The organism is Streptococcus sp. Marseille-Q7087 (genome assembly GCF_965111935.1).
The window spans coordinates 138,348-161,728 of record NZ_CBCOPJ010000001.1 but is presented as its reverse complement, the minus strand read 5'-3'; the positions used below and the strand labels follow the sequence as shown (position 1 = coordinate 161,728).

26 protein-coding genes and 1 pseudogene are annotated in these 23,381 nt (G+C 40.1%); 6 read left to right on the top strand and 21 right to left on the bottom strand.

What is annotated here, in order from left to right; genetic code table 11:
- Positions 1-383 precede the first annotated feature (383 nt).
- The 3 genes and pseudogenes from ACWPVF_RS00905 (at position 384) to ACWPVF_RS00895 (ending at position 1,852) form a co-directional block, all read left to right on the top strand.
- A complete protein-coding gene (locus tag ACWPVF_RS00905; RefSeq protein WP_061863960.1) occupies positions 384-689 on the top strand; it encodes a rhodanese-like domain-containing protein in 306 nt (101 codons plus the stop codon).
- Positions 690-781: 92 nt separating this feature from the next.
- Positions 782-1,566, top strand: a pseudogene (locus ACWPVF_RS00900) (rhodanese-like domain-containing protein); the annotation flags it as partial.
- On the top strand, positions 1,556-1,852 hold the full coding sequence (locus tag ACWPVF_RS00895) for a rhodanese-like domain-containing protein (RefSeq protein WP_454384146.1): 297 nt from the start codon (positions 1,556-1,558) through the stop codon (positions 1,850-1,852). The pseudogene ACWPVF_RS00900 and the gene ACWPVF_RS00895, both read left to right, overlap by 11 nt.
- A 92-nt stretch (positions 1,853-1,944) precedes the next feature.
- Here the strand turns inward: ACWPVF_RS00895 and ACWPVF_RS00890 are convergent, their stop codons facing one another.
- The 11 genes from ACWPVF_RS00890 to ACWPVF_RS00840 all read right to left on the bottom strand — a co-directional run bounded on the left by ACWPVF_RS00890 (position 1,945) and on the right by ACWPVF_RS00840 (position 11,432).
- Positions 1,945-2,202 (bottom strand): metal-sensitive transcriptional regulator, encoded by a 258-nt coding sequence (locus ACWPVF_RS00890; protein WP_454384144.1) that lies wholly within the window; start codon positions 2,200-2,202, stop codon positions 1,945-1,947.
- 75 nt (positions 2,203-2,277) lie between these two features.
- Positions 2,278-3,141 carry a VOC family protein gene (locus ACWPVF_RS00885; RefSeq protein WP_454384142.1) on the bottom strand — a complete coding sequence of 288 codons (864 nt, stop codon included), beginning with the start codon at positions 3,139-3,141 and terminating at the stop codon, positions 2,278-2,280.
- A gap of 129 nt (positions 3,142-3,270) precedes the next feature.
- Entirely contained in the window at positions 3,271-4,773 is a 1,503-nt protein-coding gene (locus tag ACWPVF_RS00880) for a zinc ABC transporter substrate-binding protein AdcA (protein WP_454384140.1), read from the bottom strand.
- Positions 4,774-4,782: 9 nt separating this feature from the next.
- Positions 4,783-5,589, bottom strand: a complete 807-nt coding sequence (locus tag ACWPVF_RS00875) for a metal ABC transporter permease (RefSeq protein ID WP_414308212.1) — start codon at positions 5,587-5,589, stop codon at positions 4,783-4,785.
- The gene (locus ACWPVF_RS00870) at positions 5,582-6,286 is read right to left on the bottom strand and encodes a metal ABC transporter ATP-binding protein (protein WP_045613679.1); all 705 of its coding nucleotides are present in this window, start codon (positions 6,284-6,286) and stop codon (positions 5,582-5,584) included. Before ACWPVF_RS00870 ends, ACWPVF_RS00875 begins: the two co-directional genes overlap by 8 nt.
- Positions 6,286-6,726 (bottom strand): zinc-dependent transcriptional regulator AdcR, encoded by a 441-nt coding sequence (gene adcR, locus ACWPVF_RS00865; RefSeq protein WP_454384137.1) that lies wholly within the window; start codon positions 6,724-6,726, stop codon positions 6,286-6,288. The genes ACWPVF_RS00870 and adcR overlap by 1 nt, the downstream gene beginning before the upstream one ends.
- 248 nt (positions 6,727-6,974) lie before the next feature.
- On the bottom strand, positions 6,975-8,243 hold the full coding sequence (dltD, locus tag ACWPVF_RS00860; RefSeq protein ID WP_454384135.1) for a D-alanyl-lipoteichoic acid biosynthesis protein DltD: 1,269 nt from the start codon (positions 8,241-8,243) through the stop codon (positions 6,975-6,977).
- Positions 8,236-8,475: a D-alanine--poly(phosphoribitol) ligase subunit DltC gene (dltC, locus tag ACWPVF_RS00855; protein WP_414254617.1), complete on the bottom strand. Its 240-nt coding sequence runs from the start codon at positions 8,473-8,475 to the stop codon at positions 8,236-8,238. The genes dltD and dltC overlap by 8 nt, the downstream gene beginning before the upstream one ends.
- Before the next feature lie 13 nt (positions 8,476-8,488).
- Positions 8,489-9,733 (bottom strand): D-alanyl-lipoteichoic acid biosynthesis protein DltB, encoded by a 1,245-nt coding sequence (dltB, locus tag ACWPVF_RS00850; protein ID WP_454384132.1) that lies wholly within the window; start codon positions 9,731-9,733, stop codon positions 8,489-8,491.
- Positions 9,730-11,280 carry a D-alanine--poly(phosphoribitol) ligase subunit DltA gene (gene dltA, locus ACWPVF_RS00845; RefSeq protein ID WP_454384130.1) on the bottom strand — a complete coding sequence of 517 codons (1,551 nt, stop codon included), beginning with the start codon at positions 11,278-11,280 and terminating at the stop codon, positions 9,730-9,732. Before dltA ends, dltB begins: the two co-directional genes overlap by 4 nt.
- A gap of 20 nt (positions 11,281-11,300) precedes the next feature.
- A complete protein-coding gene (locus tag ACWPVF_RS00840) occupies positions 11,301-11,432 on the bottom strand; it encodes a teichoic acid D-Ala incorporation-associated protein DltX (RefSeq protein ID WP_006154052.1) in 132 nt (43 codons plus the stop codon).
- A 271-nt stretch (positions 11,433-11,703) separates the two neighbouring features.
- Here ACWPVF_RS00840 and hslO point away from each other — a divergent pair, with 271 nt between their 5' ends.
- Both hslO and dusB read left to right on the top strand, forming a co-directional pair.
- Positions 11,704-12,576: an Hsp33 family molecular chaperone HslO gene (gene hslO, locus ACWPVF_RS00835; RefSeq protein WP_454384128.1), complete on the top strand. Its 873-nt coding sequence runs from the start codon at positions 11,704-11,706 to the stop codon at positions 12,574-12,576.
- Positions 12,563-13,543, top strand: a complete 981-nt coding sequence (gene dusB, locus ACWPVF_RS00830; RefSeq protein WP_263394113.1) for a tRNA dihydrouridine synthase DusB — start codon at positions 12,563-12,565, stop codon at positions 13,541-13,543. Before hslO ends, dusB begins: the two co-directional genes overlap by 14 nt.
- A 46-nt stretch (positions 13,544-13,589) precedes the next feature.
- On the opposite strand, the gene ACWPVF_RS00825 is transcribed toward dusB, so the two are convergent.
- Together ACWPVF_RS00825 and ACWPVF_RS00820 are read right to left on the bottom strand one after the other, a co-directional pair.
- Positions 13,590-14,276 carry a YoaK family protein gene (locus tag ACWPVF_RS00825; protein ID WP_454385772.1) on the bottom strand — a complete coding sequence of 229 codons (687 nt, stop codon included), beginning with the start codon at positions 14,274-14,276 and terminating at the stop codon, positions 13,590-13,592.
- 127 nt (positions 14,277-14,403) lie between these two features.
- On the bottom strand, positions 14,404-15,093 hold the full coding sequence (locus ACWPVF_RS00820) for a hypothetical protein (protein WP_454384126.1): 690 nt from the start codon (positions 15,091-15,093) through the stop codon (positions 14,404-14,406).
- Positions 15,094-15,360: 267 nt separating this feature from the next.
- Here ACWPVF_RS00820 and ACWPVF_RS00815 point away from each other — a divergent pair, with 267 nt between their 5' ends.
- On the top strand, positions 15,361-15,591 hold the full coding sequence (locus ACWPVF_RS00815) for a hypothetical protein (protein WP_016466580.1): 231 nt from the start codon (positions 15,361-15,363) through the stop codon (positions 15,589-15,591).
- Positions 15,592-15,640: 49 nt separating this feature from the next.
- On the opposite strand, the gene ACWPVF_RS00810 is transcribed toward ACWPVF_RS00815, so the two are convergent.
- The 8 genes from ACWPVF_RS00810 to ACWPVF_RS00775 form a co-directional block, all read right to left on the bottom strand.
- The gene (locus ACWPVF_RS00810; RefSeq protein ID WP_454384123.1) at positions 15,641-16,414 is read right to left on the bottom strand and encodes an NUDIX domain-containing protein; all 774 of its coding nucleotides are present in this window, start codon (positions 16,412-16,414) and stop codon (positions 15,641-15,643) included.
- A 74-nt stretch (positions 16,415-16,488) separates the two neighbouring features.
- A complete protein-coding gene (locus ACWPVF_RS00805; protein WP_454384121.1) occupies positions 16,489-18,921 on the bottom strand; it encodes an ATP-dependent Clp protease ATP-binding subunit in 2,433 nt (810 codons plus the stop codon).
- A gap of 6 nt (positions 18,922-18,927) precedes the next feature.
- A complete protein-coding gene (locus ACWPVF_RS00800) occupies positions 18,928-19,386 on the bottom strand; it encodes a CtsR family transcriptional regulator (protein ID WP_454384119.1) in 459 nt (152 codons plus the stop codon).
- Between the two features lie 340 nt (positions 19,387-19,726).
- Positions 19,727-20,020 carry a DUF7675 family protein gene (locus ACWPVF_RS00795; protein ID WP_454384117.1) on the bottom strand — a complete coding sequence of 98 codons (294 nt, stop codon included), beginning with the start codon at positions 20,018-20,020 and terminating at the stop codon, positions 19,727-19,729.
- Positions 20,021-20,384: 364 nt separating this feature from the next.
- Entirely contained in the window at positions 20,385-21,113 is a 729-nt protein-coding gene (locus ACWPVF_RS00790; RefSeq protein ID WP_454384115.1) for an ABC transporter ATP-binding protein, read from the bottom strand.
- A complete protein-coding gene (locus ACWPVF_RS00785; RefSeq protein WP_454384113.1) occupies positions 21,113-22,120 on the bottom strand; it encodes an ABC transporter substrate-binding protein in 1,008 nt (335 codons plus the stop codon). The genes ACWPVF_RS00790 and ACWPVF_RS00785 overlap by 1 nt, the downstream gene beginning before the upstream one ends.
- Before the next feature lie 38 nt (positions 22,121-22,158).
- Entirely contained in the window at positions 22,159-22,917 is a 759-nt protein-coding gene (locus ACWPVF_RS00780) for an ABC transporter permease (RefSeq protein ID WP_045613716.1), read from the bottom strand.
- Positions 22,880-23,170: a thiamine-binding protein gene (locus ACWPVF_RS00775; protein WP_454384110.1), complete on the bottom strand. Its 291-nt coding sequence runs from the start codon at positions 23,168-23,170 to the stop codon at positions 22,880-22,882. The genes ACWPVF_RS00780 and ACWPVF_RS00775 overlap by 38 nt, the downstream gene beginning before the upstream one ends.
- Positions 23,171-23,381: the final 211 nt, after the last annotated feature.

Sequence of the window (23,381 nt, the reverse complement as noted above, 5' to 3'; positions counted from 1 at the left end):
TTCAGGAGATTTAACTGCTGTGAGCCTTGTCTGGACAATATTTCAGACAAAACCTACGACAAATGATTACTCACATTATACCCGATTTTCTCTAATTTTTCAAGTCCTTTGACGGTTTTTTCTTGCTTTGGTATAGTTGTAAGTTGTTTCTGAAAAGATTGTTTTCAGAGGTTCGTTCTTGAATAATTAGAATCACTTGTATGATATATCCTGCCAACCAACTGAAAAAACGATTCTCCCTTGTTTGTAGGGTATCATCTAACATACTGGAAAAGCACAAAAATTTTTCTAAATAAGAAAGAATGCTGATCAATTCAACTTGCTTGACAAAAGCACTTCTTAGTGGTTTAATATACCCTATACGGGTATATTTGGAGGTGCCTATGTTTTACTTATTTACAAAAATTGATAGTATTTCTACCAGCGAATTAGAAGCTAAACTCAAGGAACCGATTCAGCTATTGGACGTTCGGACGCCTACGGAATTCCGTAAAGGTCATATCAAAAATGCAAAGAATATTCCTCTAACCGAAATCGGATCTTACACACCTGCGACAAAAGAAACTCTCTATGTCATCTGTCATTCTGGTATCCGAAGTAAGATGGCTGCTAAAAAGCTCAAGAAAAAAGGCTATGATGTTATCAACGTCCGAGGCGGTATGATCGCTTGGACAGGCGAAACCATATAGAACTAAAAGGAAGAAACTCAATGAAGATTATCATTGTTGGATGAGTTGCAGGTGGTATGTCAGTGGCGACTCGTCTCAGACGCCTCATGGAAGATACTATCATCTCTCTAGCTTCTCCTGCTAACCGTCAAGGACGTCAGGTGGCAGATGTGATTGCGGGAATGGAGCGCAAAAATAAGGGTAGTATCGGTACTGCTATCGTTCGTGCCTTTGGTATATCCGCTGCTTCGACAGGTCTCAGCGAGCGTACTCTTCGTGCCAGCCAAATCCCATATAAAGCACTTCATGTCAGCGGGAAAGATCATGCTGGTTATTATCCAGGAGCTACTGATATTACCTTGAAACTCCTCTTCGACCCAACCAGTGGAAAAATATACGGTGCCCAAGGAGTTGGGAAGAAAGGTGTTGACAAGCGAATCGATATCCTAGCAACTGCTATTAAAGCAAATCTCACTGTCTTTGATTTGCCAGAGTTAGAGTTTTCCTATGCACCGCCATTTGGCTCTGCCAAGGATCCGGTCAATATGCTGGGTTACGCCGCTATGAACCTCATCGAAGGTCTCAGTGACAATATCCAGTGGTACCAACTAGAAGATGAACTGGCTAAGGGCAAAAAGTTCTTAGATGTACGAACAAGCAACGAGTTCCAAAGTGGTAAAATCAAGGTCAATACCATCCACATTCCATTGAATGAACTAAGAAATCGCTTGGACGAACTAAATAAAACCAAGCTTACATTGTCAGCTGTCACAGCGGTCTTCGCAGTTATATCGCAGAGCGCATCCTCAAACAAGAAGGATTTACCGTTCATAACCTTGACGGTGCTTATTCCCTATACAAAATAGCTAACCCAGAAGGAGTCGAATATGAAAACTAATATCAGCATGACTGACTTTTTTAAGAAATATCAAAACGAAGAACTTAACCTAATAGATGTACGCGAAGTTCATGAATACCAAGCAGGACATGCACCGGGTGCAACCAATATTCCTTTAAGCACTTTGGAGCAAGGCTACAAAGAACTCAAATCTGATCAAGAATACTATATCATCTGCCAAGGTGGTGGGCGTTCCGCGACTGCCTGTCAATTTCTCAGAACCCAAGGTCTGGCTGTCACCAATGTAGAAGGCGGCATGAACCACTGGCCTGGTGATGTCGAGTAAATAAAATTCAAAAAGAGCAATTGGTCTACTTTCAATAAGACCAACTGCTCTTTTAATAATTTGTTCACTATTTATGAGAAACGCTATTTATATTACTTGCGTTTAATCAAGTATTTAATTGCCTTTTCCAATCGTTCCTTCTGTGCTCGAGGATCCTCTAGAGGGTCGTTAATGCAAGCTGTTAAATTCTCTGTTATCATCAGTTCAATAATACGATCAACACTGGATCGAACTGCCGTTAACTGAGTAATGATATCGACACAATCACGCTCTTCCTCCATCATCTTTTGGATACCCCGCAATTGACCTTCTGAGCGTTTGAGGCGTGTAATGTACTTTGATTTTGTCATCTCTTTATCCTTAACGATTTTTCTACATTATATCTCTAATAAAGGGCTTTGTCAAAAGTATCACTTTTTTAGTAGTCAAAGCCTTCTAGCCCCCATTCTCACATAAGTAACAATCCCATCTTTATCTGTAATAGAGAATTCTGAAGAGGAAACCCATTGAACATTAGGCTTGCCAGTTTGAGATTGAGCAAATACTTTTAATAATTCCTCTTTGTTCTCAACTTCAACCACATAGTAGGCTAGACCTGCCATCCCATTTTCACGTAAAGCTAAGTTTTTACCTCCCCATTCATTAACTGCTAGATGATGATGGTAATCTCCCGATGCAATCCAACTTGCGTGTGGAATCGTGAATTTATCCTCAAGACCAAGAGACTCTTGGTAGAAGACAGATGCTTCTCGGCTATTTTTAACAGATAGATGAACATGGCCCATACGAGTCCCACTTGCGATTGCAAAAGACTCTATTTCTTTTCCTAGTTCGTAGATATCTTGGGCAGAAAGTTCTTCTGTCACACCAATAATTCGACCATCCTCACGAATGTCCCACTCTGCTACTGGCTTGTCTCTATAGAGTTCTATGCCATTGCCCTCCAAATCTTCAAGATAGATAGCCTCACTATAGCCATGATCAGCTCCACCAATCAAGGGAACCTTTAAGTCTAACAAGTGTTTAAAAACGTTGGCCAAATCTTCACGATTCGGCAAAAGAAGGGCCATATGATAAAGACCATAACTCTGCTTAGGATTGCCTGTATTTTCTGTTTGGATAAACTTCACAAGCGGTTTTTCTCCCGCACCTAAGAGAACCTCCTCTTCCGATTGATGTACTATTTCCAAACCTAGCAATTGATGATAAAATGCTGTCTGACTTTCTAAGTCCTTGACATTTAAAGCTACTTCAGCCAAATGAATGCGACTATTATATTCGTAAACCATAGAAAAGCTCCTTTGTTGTAACTTTTATTGTTACATCTGTTATACTCCCCTCTCAGCTAATGTCAATCCAAAAGCTCAACGCTGATAAAACAAGAAAAATCCTCCCCATGTAGGAAGGATTGTTTGGATTTAATGAGCCAACATTTCTTGGGCAATCTCTTGACCTGATAAGCCATCTGGATAGTAAGTTGGCCAGTTGTCCATCTCTTCAAAGAGGGCTTCTTGGCTAGTGCCTCCAAAGAAGATATGGAAATGCTCTGCCTTGACTGGAGCAATATTGTGGTCGCTGAATTGAACATACTTGAATTGTCCGGCGTCTGCATCAGTCGCTTCAAAGAGGAAGCGTACTCCACGATTCCCTTTCTTATAAGTCAAGATTTTCTTGCCGACATACTTGTAAGTATATTTCTTACTTTGGCCACCTTGGATGAATTCCATAGTGTTATCCGTGATGTTAATCTTGGTCACGTCTGTTTGGTAACCCTTTTGATAGTAGGCCTTATACTCATCCTTGGTCATCTTACCAGTCAATTTAGCCTTGTAGTCAAATACTTGGTCAAGAGTCCCATTTTCAAGGAAAGGATAGACTGACTGCCAGTTGCCAGCATAATCACTCAAAGTACGATCCTTAACATCTGCATCCTCAAAGTAGCCATTTTGAACGGTTTTAGTTTCCTCTGCCTTTTCTGGTTCAATCTCTGCTCCTGCCTGATCAGTTGTCTGCTTGAGAGACTTGAGGTTTTTCTCCATGACAGAGATATAGTTTTCTCCAGCCTTCATGTCCTCTTCGGTCAAGCTTTCAAGAGGATTCAGAACATCTAACTTCACTCCTGTTTCTTTTGAGAGGGTATTGGCTAGGGCTTGAGAAGCATTTTCTTCAAAGTAGATATAAGAGATTTTGTTTTTCTTGATGTACTCGGTCAATTCTGCCAAACGGCTTGCTGAAGGCTCCGCATCTGGTGAAAGACCTGAGATAGAGACTTGATTGAGTCCGTAATCTAAGGCTAGGTAACGAAAGGCAGCGTGTTGAGTCACAAAACTCTTTTGCTTAGCATTAGAAAGTCCTTCAGCATAAGCCTTATCCAAGGCTTGTAGTTTTTCGATATAGGCTGCTGCATTTTGCTCAAAAGTCCCCTTCTTATCTGGATAGTCAGCTGAAAGACTATCACGGATATGTTCTACAAGTTTGATTGCACGCGCAGGAGACAACCATACATGAGGATCATACTCGTGATGATGACCTTCTTCGCCATGAACATGGTCTTCCTCTTCTTCACTTCCTGGAAGAAGCAACATATCTCCAGTAGCCTTGATTGTTTTTACTTTTTTCTCATCTAGTGAATCTAAAAGTTTTGGAACCCATGTTTCCATGTTCTCATTCTCATAAACAAAGGCATCGGCGTCTTGAATTTTAGCGACTGCCTTAGGCGATGGTTCATAATCATGTGGTTCTGTCCCAGCTCCGATTAAGAGTTCGACATTGGCTGTATCTCCTGCTACTTGCTTGGTAAATTCGTATACAGGGTAAAAAGTTGTGACGATATTTAATTTCCCGTCTGCTTGTTTTTGATTGGAACAAGCGACTAAGAACACTGTCACAAAACTTGCCAAAAGTAGGCCTAGTTTTTTCATTTTCTTCTCCTATTTGATAAAACGTTTGAGTAAGCTGACTAACAAAAAGACAACTACAAAGATAATGGTAATACTTGCACTCGGTGGTGTCTCTGCATAATAGGATATATAAAGTCCCGCCACCATACCTAGAAATCCAATAACACTGGCAAGAATCATCACCGAACTAAAGTTTTTCCCTAAGCGCAACGCGATACTAGCTGGTAGGACCATGATGGTCGATACCAAGAGTGCTCCTGCAGCTGGAATCATGAGTGCAATGGCCACACCCGTTACCATGTTAAAGAGGATAGACATGGTACGTACAGGTAAACCATCTACAAAAGCTGTGTCCTCGTCAAAGGTCAGGATATACATGGGTCTTAAAAAGAGGAAGGTCAGGATTAGTACAACCGCTGCAATGACAAAGAGTCCAATTACCTGTTCTTGACTGATGGTCACAATAGAACCAAACAGATATTGATCCAAACTCATCGAGCTAGAGCTCTTACCCTTACTCATAACAATGAGTGAAACTGCAAGACCCGTCGACATGAGGATAGCAGTTCCAATCTCCATAAAGCTCTTGTAAATCGTGCGGAGATACTCAAGAAAGACCGCCGCAATCAAGACAATAGCAATGGTTGAAATGGTCGGAGAAATTCCTAAAACCAAGCCAAAGGCAACCCCTGAAAGCGAGACGTGACTCAGAGTATCACTCATGAGACTTTGACGACGCAAGATAAGGAATGTCCCCAGAACTGGTGAAAAGAGACTCATGGCAATAACTGCCAAAAAGGCTCGCTGCATAAAATCATAAGACAATAGATTAAGCATGCTCCACCTCCTGGTCACTTTCATGGACATTGAAGCAACGCCATGGCGAATCTTGGTCACGAACAAGGTGGATATTGCGATCTGCGTAATCCTTGACTTCTTCAGGATCGTGAGTAATCATCAAAACAGCCTTACCATGATGGTGGGCACTATGATGCATGAGCTCATAAAATTCATTCTTGGTACCTGCATCCATCCCTGTTGTCGGCTCATCCAAGATAAAGATATCTGGATCTGAAGCAAACATACGTGCAATAACCGCTCTTTGCTTTTGCCCACCAGAGAGAGAACCAATCCGTTTATCCCGATGTTCCCACATGCCGACAGAGTTTAAACTAGCCTTGATATGTTCTTCATCGTGGGCATTCAGACGACGGAACCAGCCCTTTCTTGGGTAGCGACCTGATTTGACAAACTCATAAACAGTACTAGGAAAACCTGCATTAAAACTGGCGATCTGCTGAGGAAGATAGGCGATTCTTAACTTTTTCCCATGAATATTTGTCTTTGAGATGGTTACTTTCCCAATTCGTGGTTGAAGAATTCCAAGACTAGCCTTGATTAGCGTTGTCTTGGCTGCTCCGTTCTCTCCAGTTAGAGTGACAAACTCCCCACTATCAACACTATAATTGATGTGTTCAAGCACAGGCTCCTTGTCATAATAGAAGGACAAATCCTCTACCGTGATGTATCTCATTACTTGATTTCTCCTACTAAAGCAGTTAAAAACCGCTGGATAATTTGTTGCTCGTTTGGTGTAAATTGAGTAGCAACCTGCTCATAGATCGAGAGGGTATGTTCATGATGGTGATGGTGTTCTTCTGCGATAGGTCGAGCCAAATCTGTCAATTGATAAAAAATCACTCGAGCATCCTTGGGATCCTTAGAGGTTTCAAGCATACCCTCTTTAATCAAGGATTTGATAGCCTTAGTGACAGCAGCTTGACTGACATTGAGACGTCGAGCTAACTCAGAATTGGTTAATGATTCTTCTGATAATAGCATCAGGATATGCTCCTGGGTATTTGTCAAAGCCACATCACTCGTGCAATGACCAATCAAAATTTCATGCTGGTTTTCAGCTTTTAGGATAATCTCATTTAAAAATTGATCAATATCCTTCGCCAATTGTCTCATGATTTGCTCCTTTCTCAGAACAGAATTACTTTAAAATACAAGTTTTTTGCTTCATTTCTTTACCAGTTAAGTATATCACATCCCAGTTAAAAGTCAAGAAAAAAGATGAAAACATCTGACATGTTTTCATTTCCTCTACAGACTTTTTACTTCCTTCATTCAAATAGAAACTTCACTACTATACTGACCTTTACCCAAAATTCATTGATTACAAAAAGCCCAAACCAAGGTTCAGGCTCTGTTGCTATTTATTGAAAATCTTTAATATTCCCATCGTAATTTGCCCAATCCTGACTGAAGAATCGATCATTCATTTGGTAATTAGGAGCTGTTGTTGGATTACTCAAAAAAGGATTTACAACCTTGTCAAACGCCAACCAGCCTAACCAACCAATATGAATCGTATCCTTAACAAAGTAGGGATCTCCACCGTTTTTTGAAAAATCAGCAATATTGGTGAAACCTTGACTCTCCAACTGGTAACGAATTTTTTCGACAGAGTGTTGATACATCTCCTCACTCAAACCTGTATAATCCATCCATTTTTTATTGACAGGTTGAAAGACAAAGAGCACATTGACCTTAGATTTTGCAAATTGATCGAGCACTAACTGTAAATCATTGTATTCCCTTGACTGGAGGAAGTTGTAATTTTTTTGATACCCTTCCCACTTTTTCAAATCCTTCTTTAATTGAGTATTGTAGAAGTGATTCTCCATTCCCAAATCATTATTGGTCGTATTTGCTTCTGCGTCCTTACGTGCAATATTTTCCAATTCTTCATACGAAAATTGATCCGGGAGGCTATTCAAATATTTTTCAATATGATCTTTATACTTTAATTGGCCTCGAATAGAGAATTGACCAAAAAGGGCAGCTTGTCTTTCATTGAACTCGGCAGAGAGATTTACCATCGTTTGATCAAAGTCTGACAACTGTTCATTATTAGCCAGTTTCTCAACAATTCCTTTCATCGGAACTCTTGGATTTAGCTTTAAGAGTCTACTAGCCGCATATTGAGAGGCAACATCCCCAGATTGATTCTCCAAAAAGGCAGTCAACTGATCATTATTAAAATATGTTTGAAAAATAGTCGGATCATGATCCTCTTTTGTAAACCACTGTGGAGAGATTACAAATACAGCTTGTTTATTTTTAAGTTCAGGTATGATTTGTTGCATCCCAAAATACTGACTAAGAGAAGCCGCTCCTGCCTGCCCCATAAAATACGGACGGTAGGGGCGATTATACTTTTCAGCTAATACACCTGGATGCATACTGTCAAAACGGATCCATTCACTTGACCCAAAGAAAGGGATAAAACACATATCAGGGTCTGTGAGAGCTCTCACTTTTTGACTTCTCTCCTTAAAGCTTTCTGCACTTATTGAGGCCGCAGAGTATTTTTCCTCCATAAGATTGTGACTTTTACTACTAGGATAGAAAAAGATAAGCAGAAGAACCAATAAACCAGCTATAAGGAGTGGCCCAAAAATTAACCACAAGCGTTTAATCATTCTTTAACTCCGTAATCCCTGCTACGATTTTATTGGCTGTATTCCAGTCATCACGACCAAATTCTGTAACCGGGACACGAATATCAAAGCGATTCTCAATTTCCACAATTAATTCAACTGTTCCCATACTGTCCAAGACACCTGCATCAAAAAGATCCTCATCCATCATGTCAGAAACATCTTCCATAAACAATTCATCAATAATTTCAATAACTTCCGATTTGATATCCATTTTTTAATTCCTTCTATTTTTTAAACCATAAATCATTCAAGAATCCGGAGAAGATTAAGAATGAAATCATCACGACATGGAAGGTTATCACCATGCCAAGTAACTGAACCCAACGGTTCTCAGGCAAGGGAGCTCGCCCTGCTTTCTTACGTTCTTTATTGAGCGTTTTTTTCTTCCGAACCCAGGCATCATTCATCACTAAGCCTATCCCATGAAAGAGTCCGTAAGCGATATAAAACCATGTTATCCCATGCCAGAAGCCCATAAGGAGCATATTCAGGATATAGGCGACACTTGAAGTCACATTTCGATTCTTAAAAAGCTTCTTTCTCGTCATTAACATGACCATACGCATAAAGACAAAATCACGGAACCAGAAAGATAAACTCATATGCCAACGATTCCAAAACTCCTTCAAATCCCTCGATAAAAAAGGTTTGTTGAAGTTGATCGGACTACGAATTCCCATCAGATTTGAAATCGCCAAAGCAAACATAGAATAGCCCGCAAAATCAAAGAAAAGATCCAAACCAAATGTATACATGACTGCTACTACATAATAGTTAAAGAATCCACCTGCCTGAAGAGCTAGATTTTTTAGGGGCGTTAACATAATTTCGCCTAAAATATGAGCCAGGATAAATTTATACAGAAACCCCATCATGATATATCGAACTGACTCAGCTAGCATGTCCATCAACTCATCACGTTCTGGAATCGTCTTATAATTTTCATTAAAACGCTTGAAACGATCAATGGGCCCACTTGAAAATGTCGGCATAAAGAGGAGAAAACGTAAATACTCCCACAACTTTAATTCCTTAATGACTCCATCTCTGAGTTCAATAATGATTCCCACCGAACGAAAAGTCAAATAGGAAATACCAATAAATCCTAATAAAGATTGTGTGCCATTAATAGCTGGTTGCACTTTCACAAAAATGATGGGAAGTAACGATAATAGACTCACCAAGTAGAAAATCCATTTGCCATCTCGGACTTTTCGATACTGCTTGTAAAAAAGTACCAGTAATATTTGCCATATCAGATAAATTCCTAAGGCAGCTATTTGATTAGTCTTGCCCCCCGTCAACATAGTAACGATAAAGAACAAACTAACCAATATTTCATACCAGGCAAAACGTTTTTTGAAAAAAAGTCCGATAAAGATTGGCAAGGTAGCCGTAATTACGTACAAAAAGTACTGTGGATTCCCATAAGGCTCAATATGAGGTAGCTGTTTTAGGAAATCCATCATCTATTATTCACCTCATTAATCAATCCTTTAATATCAATTTTGCCATTTGGAGTTAGTGGTAAATCTTGTCTATACAGGAACTTAGATGGCATCATGTAAGACATCATGATATCTTCCAAGTCTTCCTTGATAGCTTTCGTGATATCAATTTCGCGCTCAAATTGTTCTTTAACGCCATCTTTTAAGATAACATAGGCCAAGAGATTTTGGACCTTGTGATCTTTATTATAACGCGGTACTGCGACTGCTGAGTCAATATACTTCGATTTGTTCAAGTTTTGAGAGACATCCTCTAGCTCGATACGATAACCGTTAAACTTGATTTGGAAGTCCATCCGTCCACCATAGAGAAGGAGACCTTCATCCGTCATGGTTCCGACATCTCCCGTATGGTAGGCTGGAAGGCCTTCAAATTCGAAGAAGGCTTCTGCTGTTTTCTCTGGATTATTCATATAACCTTTTGAAACGGCTGGGCCAGATACGATGATCTCCCCTTGCTCACCATTTGGCAATTTGTTTCCTGCCTCATCAATAATGAAGGTTGGAGAATCTTCTTTGGTGTAACCAATCGGCAGACGTTTCAAAGTAGCTAACATCTCATCTGTAATAGCCACTGCCGACAAAGCTACCGTCGCTTCCGTTGGACCGTAGGCATTGATGATGCGCGCATTTGGGAAACGCTCGCGCAATTTCTGAGCGGTTTTAACGGTCAACTCTTCCCCATCAAAGTAGAAATGGGTGATCCCTGGCATCTTTTCAGCATTGAAATCCTCAGACAACATGGCCATATCTGCGAAAGATGGTGTTGAAGTCCAGATCGCAATCGGAAGAGAAAAGATAGTTGCAAAGAGTTGTTTGAAGTCTTGAGTGATGGCTGATGAAAGAGCAAAAAGGGTTCCTCCAAGAGCCAAGGTCGGTGCCCAATACATGACAGACAAGTCAAAGGAATAGGGTGGTTGCGCCAACATTTGCGGACGCTCTGGCGTTGCAAATTCCTTGTCTGTAATCATCCAGTTGGTAAAGCTGAGCAAGTTATAGTGCGAAATTTGCACCCCTTTTGGTTTCCCAGTTGTCCCTGAGGTAAAGATGATGTAGTAGTTATCATCCCCTTTGACAGGATGTTGCAAGTCATAGGTATACTGAGCCTTATAAGCTTCACGCACTTGCTCCAAGGACATGATCGGAGCAGCTGGGTTTTTCAATGGGAATTCATTGATGGCAATAATCAAGCTTGGCTCTGCTACTTCAAGAATAGCAGACACACGCTCCAAGGCAGAGTGGCTATCAATTGGGATATAGGCATGGCCAGATTTGGTCAAGGCCACAAAAGTAGCCAACATCTCATACTCTTGACCACCAAAAACTACTACAGGAGATTTCTCAGGCAAGTCTAGTCGATCAATAGCTGCAGCCAAGCTATCTGAATCAGCCTTCAATTGACCATAGGTATGCTCTTCTCCAAGGATATTATATACTGGAAAAGCCGGCTGAGTTTGAGCGAAATGCTCAATTCGTTCAATCATATCTCTAATTGGCTTATTAGACACGATTCTTTCTCTCCTTAAAACTAAAATTCATTGTAAATAAAGCTTCCCTGACTTTGCCCTAAATAGCTAAAGAAATAAAGTAAACCCAGTAAAACAATAAAATACAGGACAGTTTGTCCTAAAAAAACATAGTATGGTTTCTTTTTATTCATGATTGATTTCTTTTCTGTAAATTTTCATCATTTTTTCTCAAACATACAATTACTATTTTATCTTGTTCTCATTTTACCACTTTATTCCCTTTGTTTTCAACTGTTTACCATTTTTTAGAAGTTGATTTTAGCTTATTTTAAGACAAGCCAAGCTAGGAATAAAAACATCACCCTTTTGTTATCTAGCGAAAACAATTTTAAATCATGCAATTTAAAAGACTAGCAAACACACGGCTCCCCCTTTGGGCATTTTTATGCTAAAATAGTAGCTATGGATAAAATTATTAAAACAATATCAGAAAGTGGATCTTTTCGTGCTTATGTACTAGACAGCACTGAAACTGTCCGCACTTCTCAAGAAAAACATCAAACCCAAGCTAGCTCAACTGTAGCACTTGGTCGGACCCTCATTGCCAGCCAGATTCTCGCAGCCAATGAAAAAGGAAATACCAAGCTGACTGTCAAGGTTCTTGGAACGAGCTCCCTCGGTGCCATTATCACAGTTGCAGATACCAAGGGTAACGTCAAAGGCTACGTTCAAAACCCTGGAGTTGACATTAAAAAGACTGCAACAGGAGAAGTCCTCGTTGGACCTTTTGTCGGCAATGGTCAATTTCTTGTGATTACAGACTACGGTACTGGAAATCCATATAATTCCATGACACCTCTCATCTCTGGAGAAATTGGCGAAGATCTAGCTTTCTACTTAACAGAAAGTCAACAAACCCCTTCAGCTGTAGGGCTTAATGTCCTTTTAGATGGAGACGACAAGGTCGAAGTTGCTGGTGGCTTTTTGCTCCAAGTATTGCCAAATGCCAAGGAAGAAGAAATCGCCCGTTTTGAAAAACGTATCCAAGAAATGCCAGCCATTTCAACACTGCTAGAGAGTGACGACCATATCGAAGCCCTTCTCAAAGCTATCTACGGCGACGAACCATACAAACGTCTGTCTGAAGAAGAAATTCGTTTCCAATGCGACTGTAGCAAAGAACGCTTTATGGATGCTCTTGCGAGCCTTCCGAGCTCAGATTTACAAGAAATGAAGGATGAAGACCACGGGGCAGAAATTACTTGTCAGTTCTGTCAAACTACTTACAACTTTGATGAAAACGACCTGGAGGAACTCATTCGTGACAAATCTTAATACACCTTTTATGATTGGTAATGTTGAGATTCCCAATCGTACCGTTTTAGCACCTATGGCGGGAGTAACCAACTCTGCCTTCCGCACTATTGCAAAAGAGCTCGGAGCTGGACTCGTTGTTATGGAAATGGTCTCTGACAAAGGAATCCAATACAACAATGAAAAGACTCTTCACATGCTTCATATCGATGAAGGAGAAAACCCAGTTTCGATCCAACTTTTCGGAAGCGACGAAGATAGCCTAGCACGCGCAGCAGAATTCATCCAAGAAAACACCAAGACCGATATCGTCGATATCAACATGGGCTGCCCAGTTAATAAAATCGTAAAAAACGAGGCTGGTGCTATGTGGCTCAAGGATCCAGACAAGATCTATTCTATCATTAACAAGGTTCAATCAGTCCTTGATATCCCTCTCACTGTCAAAATGCGTACAGGCTGGTCTGACCCATCCTTAGCAGTAGAAAACGCCCTCGCTGCTGAAGCTGCAGGTGTTTCTGCCCTTGCCATGCACGGTCGTACCCGTGAACAAATGTATACTGGCCATGCGGACCTTGAAACCCTTCACAAGGTTGCCCAAGCTCTTACAAAAATTCCATTTATCGCCAATGGTGACATCCGCACTGTCCAAGATGCAAAACAACGTATTGAAGAAGTCGGTGCTGATGCCGTTATGATTGGACGCGCAGCTATGGGAAATCCTTACCTCTTCAACCAAATCAATCATTACTTTGAAACAGGAGAAATCCTGCCTGATTTGACCTTTGAAGATAAAATGAAAATCGCCTATGAACACTTGAAACGCTTGATTGACCTCAAAGGAGAAAAGGTTGCTGTCCGTGAATTCCGTGGACTAGCTCCTCACTATCTCCGTGGAACATCTGGAGCTGCTAAACTCCGTGGAGCTATTTCACAAGCTAGCACTCTGGCTGAGATTGAAGCACTCTTGCAATTAGATAAAGCATAATCTTCTATCTCACAAAAAGGCAAAGCTCAAAACGAGCCTTGCCTTTTTATATATTTTCATCTTGCAAATCGAGTTGCTTCACTCTAGCAATATAGTAGCACATAATCAAAAATAAATTAAAGCTGACAATCCAAATCGACCATTCATGGAGAAAATGCATCGATACAGCCAAACTAATTGCCCCCGCTACGAAACTCCCTACAACAATCCCATAGTTCAAGGCTTGACGACGATATTCTTGGATATTTCCTTCTCCCCTAGTTATGCGATACAAAGCAGTCAACATCTTTCGGTAATTTCCAGAGGTCATAAAAATGACATAGGGATGATCCTCAATCAAACTACCCGTAAATGTTAGCATCATCATTCCTGTTCCAAAAGCAATAAAAGGAACTTCTAGTAAGGGAAATCTTGAAAAGAAGGGCAGAAGAAGAGTCCCGATAAATAAGGGAAGTAGCATCTTAACTCGCCAATAGGCTGTTTTACGATATTCTTTCACGTGTAAGGCAAAAACAAATCCTAGGGAAAAGAAAATAATGGAGCAGAATCGCAGCATGGTATTGATGACATTTGAGTCATGCCAATCTGATATCAGTAGGAGAATATTCCCTGTCTGTGTAGCCACCAAACTATGGTACTGGATGTGACAAAACACATCCAAAGAACCACCTATAAAGCCCAGAAATACTCCCATGAGTCGTGTATTTTGAGGTAAAATTAATTTATCCGCCATTGCTTTGTCACTCATTCCCTTTCGATTCATTTATTATACCACTTCTATTAGAGAAATTAAGTGAAAAACAGTTGAACTACTCTTTTATAAATCTAAGTCTAGACAAGATTTGAGGCGAGGCGGCTTTCTATGGTTGAATCAAAACAACACTAGATACCGTACCATCTGCACCTGTTGTAATTTGGATGACTTTTCCACCACCTACTTCAGCATTGTATTTCCCATCATCAAGAGTATAAGAATAGCTTTGGATAGAATAGTTTTCTTTCTTACCATCGGCAGATTCTACTGTAAACTGACCACCTGATGAAACAGTGATTGTTTCACCATTAGCACCCTTCCAATTTCCAGCTGCAGCCGAAAAATCTTTGTCCACCATAGTCAAGACACCTTTATAACGTTTGTTATGTTCTGCCTGCTTGTCTTGAAGTTTGCGATCAGTTGTTGGATCATAAGTTGACTGATTCGATTTTGCTTGTGTTCCTTCTTGATTGGATGGAGCTTGAGAAGGGGTTTGCTTAGCAGAAGATTCTTGGTTTTGTTTTGTTTCTGGTGCTGGTGTTGCTTGCGATTGATTTGCAGTAGCAGCTGACTGATCAGAAGAGGACTTAGCTTTTTCTGAAGTAGTGGTGCTTGTTGAAGTTTGAGATTTGTTTTCTTTGTTAGAAGAGCTTGTCTTTGAACTTGATGTCGTTTGCGTTGTCTTATTAGCATTGTCATTTTTAGCTTCTTCTTTTTTATTGCCGCATGCTCCCAAGAGCAATGTTGAAGCCAATACGGCAACTGCTAGCAATCGAATTGAGTTTTTTGTTTTCATAATATTTTTCTCCTGTAATCTTTTCGAAATGTTGTGCAACACTTCTGTAATATTATTGTAATATTTTCTTGCTTGTTTGTCAACTATTTATATATGGTTTTTATTTATACTTGTCCCTTTTTAATCCTCCTATCTCTACTATTCGTAAAGAATTAAAAAAAGAAGATTCTTTCTACTGAAATGCTATATTTTAAAAGTGTAATCGCTTGCATTTTTTTCTTGAAGGGCTATAATAAAATTGAAATAGGATATTGGAGGTGTAGACTTATGTCAAGCAAATATTACAAATATCTTCCTTGGATAATTTTAGGTGCTTTCTGCTCTTATCAGTCTGCAAGTCGCTATGCCCAGACTACATTTGATTTATTTTATTTAACCACAATCTTCATGATTGTATATATGTCTCTACTATACTTACACGAACATTATTTAAAATACAAATACAAAGATTTCTTCATTCGAACCATGAGTAATTCTAAAAAAGATGAACATTCTTAAACAAAAAATAACAACAAAAAGAGGTTGGGATTTTGTCCCGACCTCTTTTTTATTTTAATCGATAAATAGTGATGACTTCCTTCTGAGGAATCCGTTTAAAACCAACTTCCTCTAAGCTGTCTCCATATTTCTCTAAGAAACTCTCACTCGTATCTGATTTCCCTGGGCATAGAGTCTCAATGAGAGCTAGGCCGTCATCCACTGTGAACTCATCCTCTAGTAGATAAAGGAAACGAGGGTCATAGTCGATAGCTTTTTGAATCTTCTGGATGGATGTTTGAATAATGGATAAGTGGTCAAATGCAAAGTCCTTCTCTTCCAGTTCTTTTCCATCCAAATAACACTTACCTGTGTGAAAATCAACATCTACAAGAACGATTTCTTTTGCGTCGTCTCCTGCCTGGACCAAGTCAATCGCTCGGTTCGGTAGGTAAACCAAGTGGGCAATGGTAACCGTCCAACCTCTGGGATCACGAGCAGGAGTCGATACTGTTACTAACTGTTCAATCTTTTCTAAGGGAAGTTCAAGATTGATTTCTTCTTTCACTTCACGCTGACAAGCATGGGCAGCATCTTCCCCCTTATCCATAAATCCGCCAACTAGCGCTAAACAATTTTGGAAAGGATGTGCCTTCCGACGAATCAGAAAGAGTTTCATTTTCCCTTCTACAAAGCAATAGGCTACCATATCCACAGTCACACTTGGCTTTTCATACTGAGGGAGTTCTTGCTGGTGATACCACTCAAGAAACTCCTCCTGGCTTGCATGAACTTCAAAATACTCTTTTTCTGTCATCCCGGTTGGAATAGTTTGATTCATCATCTTCTACTTCCTTTCTGCATTGATGGCAATGAAGGGTTTCTATCTACCTGAACTAAAGTATCCTAGTTTTTGTTTTATGCAATCTCAAATTTTAATTGACCAGCTTTGACACCAATCTTCAGGGTCTTGCCAGCTTCCAATTCTCCTTTAAGAAGAAGCTCTGCTAGTTTGTCTTCTACTTCAGTTTGTAGGGTTCTACGAAGCGGTCGAGCTCCCATCTCTGGATCATATCCCTTCTGAGCTAGAAGTTTAAGAGCAGATGCTTGAAGTATCAAGTCTATCCCTTTTTCTTCCAAACTTGCAATCAATGGTTTGACCATAATCTTAACCACGTCCTGCATATCTTGACTTGACAAGCTATGGAAGACTACCTTCTCATCAATACGGTTGATAAACTCTGGACGATAAGCCTTTTTCAGCTCTTCAAACATCCGTTTTTCCATATTTTCCTGGTCAAAACGAATGTCCTTAGCTCCAAAGCCGACTGTCTTGTCATCACGAAGAGCTGTCGCACCAAGGTTCGACGTCATGATAATAATGGTGTTTGAGAAATCAACCTTGCGACCCTTACTGTCCGTCAAGACACCATCATCCAAAACCTGTAAGAGCACATTAAAGATGTCTGGGTGCGCCTTTTCTACTTCGTCAAAGAGAAGTACTGAGTACGGTTTATTGCGAACCTTCTCGGTCAACTCTCCACCTTCTTCGTAACCTACATAACCTGGAGGAGCTCCGTTGAGACGGCTAGCTGCGAATTTCTCCATATACTCACTCATATCAAAGCGGATAAGGGCAGATTCGTCATCAAAGAGAACTTCTGCCAAGGCCTTGGCCAACTCAGTTTTACCAACACCAGTCGGCCCTAAGAACATAAAGGATCCAATTGGACGTTTGTTATTGCGGATTCCCGATTGATTTCGGCGAATAGCACGACTGATACTAGATACTGCTTGTTCTTGCCCAATCACACGCTTGTGGAGTTCAGCTTCAAGATTGAGATACTTCTTAGCATCCGTTTGTGTCAATTTTTGAACTGGAATACCTGACAAGCGACTCAAAGTTGTCAAAATATCAGATTCTTTTACTACATCTTTGTAAACAGGTGCTTCCTGCTCTTTTGAAATGAGTTGCGCTGCTTGCTTCCATTTGCCATCCATTAATGCCTTGTCAGCTGCTGTTAAACCTGACTCATCTTGTTTAGCGTGTTTCGATTTGTTTTGAACTGTCGCTGCCGCTTCATCCAAAAGGTCAATCGCTGAGTCTGGCAAGTGACGGCTTGTCAAATAGCGATGCGCCATTTTAACAGCTGTTTCGACAGCATCGTCTGTAATTTGGACATGGTGGTGCTTCTCATAAGTTGCTTTTAATCCTTGTAAGATTGCCATACTGTCCGCCACGCTCGGCTCTTCAATCATCACTTTTGCAAAGCGACGAGAAAGGGCTGCGTCTTTTTCGATGTGTTTTTGATACTCTTCCTGAGTAGTCGCTCCGACAGTTCTCAGAGTTCCACGTGCCAAGGCAGGTTTCAGGATATTGGCCGCATCCAAGGTCGAGTCAATCCCACTTCCTGAACCCATAATAGTATGAAGCTCATCGATAAAGAGGATAACCTTACCATCTTCCTCGATATCTTTGATGATATTGTTCATACGTTCTTCAAAGTCACCACGGAATCGAGTCCCTGCAACCACATTCATCAAGTCAAGCTCTAGAATACGCATCTTAGCCATTTCAGCTGGTACATCTCCATTAGCAATTCGCTGTGCAAGGCCAAGTGCCAGTGCTGTTTTACCGACACCCGCATCTCCAACTAAAACTGGATTATTTTTGGTCTTACGACTCAAGATTTGAATCATCCGTGAGATTTCTTGGTCACGACCAATAACTGGTTCCAACTTGCCAGAACGAGCTTGCTCTGTGAGGTCATGAGTGTAATCTTCCAAACCGCCACTTGGAGTTTGAGGCATACCCATCATATTGGCCATCGAATTTTGCTTATCTGCTACTGAGCGATGGCGCTGACGTAGAGCCTTCAAATCTTCCTTTGTCCAACCAGCACGCGCTTCAAGGCTACGACGAAGTCCAGCAATCTTGATTTGGTCCTTCTGGTCTTCATAAGAAAAACCTGCTTTTTCCAAAATGCGAGTAGCTAAAGCATTACCGTCATGCAAGATTGCGTAGAGAAGGTGCTCAGTCCCCAATGCTTTGGCATGTACAACCGAAGCAACATGTTCCGCCTCCAACATCAAGACATTTAAGCGATAGGAAAAAGGGAGTTCCTGATAATCTTCCTTGTGGTTAAAGTTTGCCTCTGTTAATTCAACAGCAACTTCCTCTAAACGATCAATCTCATACGGGAATTCATTCAAAGTTGCTCCAGCAACACTGTAGCTATGATTGGCCATCGCAATCAGCAAATGCCAAGACTCTAGGTAGTCTGCATTAAAGCGACTCGCTACCAGAAAGGCGCTATCTATACATTCTCTTAATGCTTTTGAATATTTCATGTAATTTTATTTTCCTTTTCTATCTACTTCATGCAACAACTGGCGAAGCATATTGGCACGAATATAATTAGCTTCCTCACCTAGAATTCGGTCTGTCCCCATAGCTAATAATAGACTCATCTCTTGGCGTGTCAACAAGTCTTGTTCGACTAAGAGTCTTAAGACGTCTTCAAAGATGACTTGGTTTACCTCATCACCCACTGAATACAACAAATCACGGAGCATATCATGGTGGTTGGAGAATTCAATTCGACCTATGCGAATATAGCCCCCACCACCACGCTTACTCTCAACTAGATATCCTCTACTCTCTGTAAAACGAGTTTTAATCACATAATTAATCTGGCTAGGTACGACTTGAAAGGTATCCGCTAGCTGGCTACGTTGCAATTCGACGATACCAGATTGTTCTAAAATCGCCTTGATATAGGCTTCAATATGGTCTGATGTATTTTTAAATTTCATAGCTTGCTACCTCCTTTTCAAACTTTGACTATCTTTGACTATACTATCATTTAAGACTCTATAAGTCAAACTTTTAGGGCTTAATCCTTGAAAATACTGAGTTTTAAAAATCGCTACCGATAGCAAACTATGCCTTATTCCGTTTTCTATTCTACATTTATGTTATAATAACAAAGTTACACCTAGCTTTCAAATCCTTTGAAAGTATGTTATTTATGATCAAATCTAAGAAATATTTCGTAAAGTCTAGAAAAATAAAACTTCGGTATTATTAATGGTATACCGAAGTTTTTTGTAGCGTGAATTTTTCACAGTTTTTTCTACTATAGTCCATATTCTATCATCGAGAGAAAAAATCTCTCCAGAAAGGATTCTCGCTATCAAAAATTTTAACCTCTTCTTCAGTCATGTTGTGAGGATAGTCGAGAAAAATGTTATAAATTTTTTTCTTATCAAAGCTGAACAGAATCTCTCCTATAACATCTATTTTATCAATCCACCAAACTTTTGAATCTTCACTATCTTTGTAAAAATCACTGTACCCTTCAAGATTAGACTCCGAAGTAATGAGTTCATCTATTTCATCGGATGAGTCTTGTTTGTTGTAGTTATGTAGTTCATTATTTAACATCATTCATGCTCTTTCTATCATCTATTGCAATAATGTGTCCATATTTTTTATTTTAAGATATTTGTAGAAAAACTTCATCCCATATATCTACTAAACTTTTACCATCAAAAACTTTAGCTTCCATAGCTTCATCAATTGTATCAAACTTCTGACCTTCATAATCATAACCAGCTACACAAATGCTAGATAAGAAACAAGCACCTCGGCCATTAACATTAAATTCAAGATCTGTGTCTAAATGTTTTTTAATTTCATCTTTTTCATCATAACACCATAGGTCAATTTTATCACTTTTTATCTATCAGAATTCCCATTTATAGATAAAAAAGAGCTGGCAAAGTAGCAACCTCACCAACTCCCTATTTTTCTAATTATCTAAGCCTAATTCTGCCAAGATTTGACGTTTGTAAGCAATCTTTTGGACTTCCTTGTCCTCGTCTTCAGACCAATCTAGTTTAATTTCTGAAACAATCTGCCCCGGGCGATTTTTCAAGATATAAATCCGATCACTAAGGTTAAGAGCTTCCTCTATACTATGCGTAATAATGAGTGTCGTCAGGCCTAGCTGTTTATGAATATCAAGATACCAGGTATGAAGCTCCATCTTAGTCATCTCATCCAAGGCACTAAAGGCCTCATCTAAAAGAAAGAGCTTGTGCCCAAAAAGGTAAGTGCGGAGTAAGGCCACACGCTGGCGCATCCCTCCACTAAGCTCATGAGGATACTTATCCCTGACGGCTGTCAATTGAAAAGTAGCAAGGATTTCGTCTGCACGGGCAATGGCTTCCGCCTTATCCACCTTTTGAATCAAGAGGGGCAGGATGATATTGCCTAGAACAGTCTTATGTTCCAAAAGTAAATCCTTTTGTAGCATATAGCTCACGCGCCCCTTGGGATTTTCCTCTCCATCAAGAATGATTCTACCAGACTGGACTTCTAAAATCCCAGCAATCAGGTTAAAGAGGGTGGTCTTTCCAACACCACTGGGGCCTAGGATAGAGACCACTTCACCTGAAGTCACTTGCAGGTTAATATCCTCTAAAATCTTTTCATTGTCGTAGGCATAGCTTACGTGTTCTAGTCTAATTTCTGTCATTATTTTACAAATTCGTTGGTAAATCCTTTATCAGTCAAGTCTTCCTTGAGGATTCCATTTTCCTTATCCCATTTGTAGAAGGCATTCCAACGGTCAGCATCAAATTGTCCCCATTTTTCCTTGTCGCTTGCGTATTCTTTTGACAAGTATTTCTGAGATTCGATGACAAAGTCACGTTTATCCTTAAGTTCAGGTGCATTTTTGATGAGGATATCTGCAGCTTCTTCTGGGTGCTCCATGGCATATTGGTAGCCTTTTTTGATGGCTTGGATGACTTTGCGAGCTTCTTCTTTGTTGTCTTTCAGATAATCGTTGTTAGCGATGATAACTGGTGAGTAGTAGTCAAACTCTTTTACGTAGTCTTTCAAATACATAAAGTTTGCATCCACACCTTGAGATTTGGCTAGAATTCCATCCCAACCATAATAAATCCAAGCAGAGTCAAAAACGCCATTGGCAATCGGTGTGATTGAGTTTGAGTCGTTGTTTGGTACTTTTTCGACCTTCTCAAAGTCTCCACCTTGAGATTCTACCAAGGTTTTCAACATAGCAAGCTCAGTCGGATCATTCCAGGTTCCGTATTTCTTACCAACTAAGTCTTTTGGACTGCTAACATTGTCAGACTTACGAGAGATGATTCCTGATGTATTGTGTTCAACTATAGCGGCAACGGCAGTAATACCTGCCCCCTTTTCCAATTTCTTAGCCATGTAGTCTTGGAAGTAGATAGCAAACGGTGCCTTACCATTGATAACTAAATCAGATGAACTTTCTTCTGGCGGCAATTTCAAATCAACATCCACTCCAGCTTCCTTGAAATAGCCTTTTTCTTTGGCTACATAAAGCCCTGTATGGTTGGTATTTGGTGTCCAGTCTAGGATAAAGTCAATTTTTTTAAGTTCTGCTTCTTTGTTATCCTTAGAAGCAGTTCCTTGGCCACAAGCCACCAGCACGATAGCTACAAAAGCTGTTACAATCGTTAAAAACACTTTCCATGTTTTCTTCATTTTTATTTCCTCTTTTCTTTTTCTCAAACGTTATTGTTCTATGAACGTTTCCATTTAATCACATATTTTTCACTGATATCGACCAGCTTCATACCCAGAAGGCTGATAAGCGATACCAGAATAATAATGGCAAACATGGTATCATACTGAAACAGTTTCTTGGACTGAATCATGTAGACACCAAGTCCTTCAAAGCCTCCCAACCACTCAGATACCACTGTTGTGATAAAGGCGTAAGAGACACTGACCCTCAATCCTGCATAAAAGTAGGGCAGGCTGACAGGGATTTTAAAATGCCACAGGATTTGCCAGGGATTTGCACGCATCAGACTAAATAAGGTTAGCATGTCCTTGTCACAATGCCTAAATCCATCTAAAATACTGACAATAATCGGAAAGGTTGTCGTCAAGATAATCAAGACAATCTTGGGCAAGATTCCATAACCTAACCATAAAACCAGGATAGGAGCTATGGCAATGGTCGGTATGGTCTGGACAACCACCATCATTGGGTAAATCAGGTCATTTAACCAGCCCAGACTATCCATAAGGACGGCCATGATACAGGCTATCAAGACACCCAATACCAGACCTAACAAGGCAACCTTTAACGTTGCCCAACTATGGTACCAGAGAAATTCTCTGTCACGAACAAAAGACTGAAGGATTTCAAGTGGTGTCGGCAAGATAAACTTTGGTAAGAGTTTTAACAAACCCGCTACCTGCCAAAGAGATAAGACACCCAAAAATCCTAGCAGACTAATGTGCCGTCTCATTATATTTTTCAAGTTTCTCATCGATGCTTAAAATCTCTCCTACATTTATTTTCACATTGGCAAAAACATTGTCTGCCCCTTGACCTGCCACTTCTAACGCTTCTTTGAGAATGCGCATGAGTTGATCAAAGTCTCCCTCTAAGACCGTTTCAAAGGGTGTCACTACCATAGTCACTCCTTGAGCTTGCAGATAAGCAATGACTTGATCAATAACAGCTATGTGGTCAATCCCTTGTGACAGGGGTAGGACTTGTAAAGCAATGCTTGCTTTCATTAAAACCTCCTTCTAAGTTACAGTTTTTCTTTGAAAAAAGAAAAACCTCTTTCATATATGAAAAAGGTGCATGATTCGGCTAAGTTTCGTTCCCTACGCTGGCATTACCCAGATCAGGTGCGGTCGAAGTTTAACACTTCCTCTCAGACTGTACACAGACTCCCATATATTATATGGACATATGATAACGCAAAAAAAATAAGATGTCAAG

Coding starts and splice junctions, on each gene's coding strand:
- ACWPVF_RS00875 (WP_414308212.1), bottom strand. CDS start 5,589: ATGCTTAATCTATTGTCTTATGATTTTATGCAGCGAGCCTTTTTGGCA.
- ACWPVF_RS00825 (WP_454385772.1), bottom strand. CDS start 14,276: ATGGCGGATAAATTAATTTTACCTCAAAATACACGACTCATGGGAGTA.
- ACWPVF_RS00890 (WP_454384144.1), bottom strand. CDS start 2,202: ATGACAAAATCAAAGTACATTACACGCCTCAAACGCTCAGAAGGTCAA.
- ACWPVF_RS00880 (WP_454384140.1), bottom strand. CDS start 4,773: ATGAAAAAACTAGGCCTACTTTTGGCAAGTTTTGTGACAGTGTTCTTA.
- ACWPVF_RS00780 (WP_045613716.1), bottom strand. CDS start 22,917: ATGAGAAACTTGAAAAATATAATGAGACGGCACATTAGTCTGCTAGGA.
- ACWPVF_RS00815 (WP_016466580.1), top strand. CDS start 15,361: ATGTCAAGCAAATATTACAAATATCTTCCTTGGATAATTTTAGGTGCT.
- hslO (WP_454384128.1), top strand. CDS start 11,704: ATGGATAAAATTATTAAAACAATATCAGAAAGTGGATCTTTTCGTGCT.
- ACWPVF_RS00820 (WP_454384126.1), bottom strand. CDS start 15,093: ATGAAAACAAAAAACTCAATTCGATTGCTAGCAGTTGCCGTATTGGCT.
- ACWPVF_RS00895 (WP_454384146.1), top strand. CDS start 1,556: ATGAAAACTAATATCAGCATGACTGACTTTTTTAAGAAATATCAAAAC.
- ACWPVF_RS00870 (WP_045613679.1), bottom strand. CDS start 6,286: ATGAGATACATCACGGTAGAGGATTTGTCCTTCTATTATGACAAGGAG.
- dltC (WP_414254617.1), bottom strand. CDS start 8,475: ATGGATATCAAATCGGAAGTTATTGAAATTATTGATGAATTGTTTATG.
- dltD (WP_454384135.1), bottom strand. CDS start 8,243: ATGATTAAACGCTTGTGGTTAATTTTTGGGCCACTCCTTATAGCTGGT.
- ACWPVF_RS00800 (WP_454384119.1), bottom strand. CDS start 19,386: ATGAAATTTAAAAATACATCAGACCATATTGAAGCCTATATCAAGGCG.
- ACWPVF_RS00905 (WP_061863960.1), top strand. CDS start 384: ATGTTTTACTTATTTACAAAAATTGATAGTATTTCTACCAGCGAATTA.
- ACWPVF_RS00795 (WP_454384117.1), bottom strand. CDS start 20,020: ATGATGTTAAATAATGAACTACATAACTACAACAAACAAGACTCATCC.
- ACWPVF_RS00885 (WP_454384142.1), bottom strand. CDS start 3,141: ATGGTTTACGAATATAATAGTCGCATTCATTTGGCTGAAGTAGCTTTA.
- ACWPVF_RS00805 (WP_454384121.1), bottom strand. CDS start 18,921: ATGAAATATTCAAAAGCATTAAGAGAATGTATAGATAGCGCCTTTCTG.
- adcR (WP_454384137.1), bottom strand. CDS start 6,726: ATGAGACAATTGGCGAAGGATATTGATCAATTTTTAAATGAGATTATC.
- ACWPVF_RS00840 (WP_006154052.1), bottom strand. CDS start 11,432: ATGAATAAAAAGAAACCATACTATGTTTTTTTAGGACAAACTGTCCTG.
- dltB (WP_454384132.1), bottom strand. CDS start 9,733: ATGATGGATTTCCTAAAACAGCTACCTCATATTGAGCCTTATGGGAAT.
- ACWPVF_RS00790 (WP_454384115.1), bottom strand. CDS start 21,113: ATGACAGAAATTAGACTAGAACACGTAAGCTATGCCTACGACAATGAA.
- ACWPVF_RS00785 (WP_454384113.1), bottom strand. CDS start 22,120: ATGAAGAAAACATGGAAAGTGTTTTTAACGATTGTAACAGCTTTTGTA.
- ACWPVF_RS00810 (WP_454384123.1), bottom strand. CDS start 16,414: ATGATGAATCAAACTATTCCAACCGGGATGACAGAAAAAGAGTATTTT.
- ACWPVF_RS00775 (WP_454384110.1), bottom strand. CDS start 23,170: ATGAAAGCAAGCATTGCTTTACAAGTCCTACCCCTGTCACAAGGGATT.